Annotated in this window: 1 protein-coding gene; it reads left to right on the top strand. The window is 57.3% G+C overall.

The features are described from left to right. Window positions 1–569: SdrD B-like domain-containing protein (locus HMPREF2617_RS02245; protein WP_246821677.1), on the top strand; the 569-nt coding region annotated here is incomplete at both ends.

The raw sequence follows: 569 nt of genomic DNA on the forward strand, positions 1-569 counted from the left end.
GGTGAGAAGCGTGACGATATTGACCTGGGTATTCTGCCGTCTGGTTCTGTTGGTGACCGTGTTTGGAATGACGCTAATGGTGATGGCAAGCAGGATGAGGGTGAAGAGGGCCTCGAGAATGTCGTCGTGTTGGTGTCGCGTGATGGTGAGCCGACGCGTTCTGCCGTGACCGATAAGGACGGCAACTGGAAGATTGAGGGTCTTAATCCGAACGCTGAGTACGACATTCGTTTCATCCAGCCGGACGGTTGGGAAGTCACTGGCAAGGTGCCGGGTTCGGATGAGTCCGGCCTGGTGTCCAAGGTGACGGTGAAGCCGAACGAGTACAACGACACTTACGACCTTGGCTTGAAGAAGGCCGACGTAACGTGCGATTGTGAGCCGGAAGCACCGGGCACGCTTGGCGACAAGGTCTGGGTGGATACCAACGGCAACGGCAAGGAAGACCCGGACGAGACCGAGGGTGTCGAAGGCATTACGGTGATCATCCGCGATAAGGATGGCAACGAGGTCATCCGTACGGTGACGGATGAGGATGGCAACTGGAAGGTTGACGTCGAGCCGGGTGA

This window comes from Corynebacterium sp. HMSC070H05 (assembly GCF_001837615.1).
Taxonomy (GTDB): domain Bacteria; phylum Actinomycetota; class Actinomycetes; order Mycobacteriales; family Mycobacteriaceae; genus Corynebacterium; species Corynebacterium coyleae.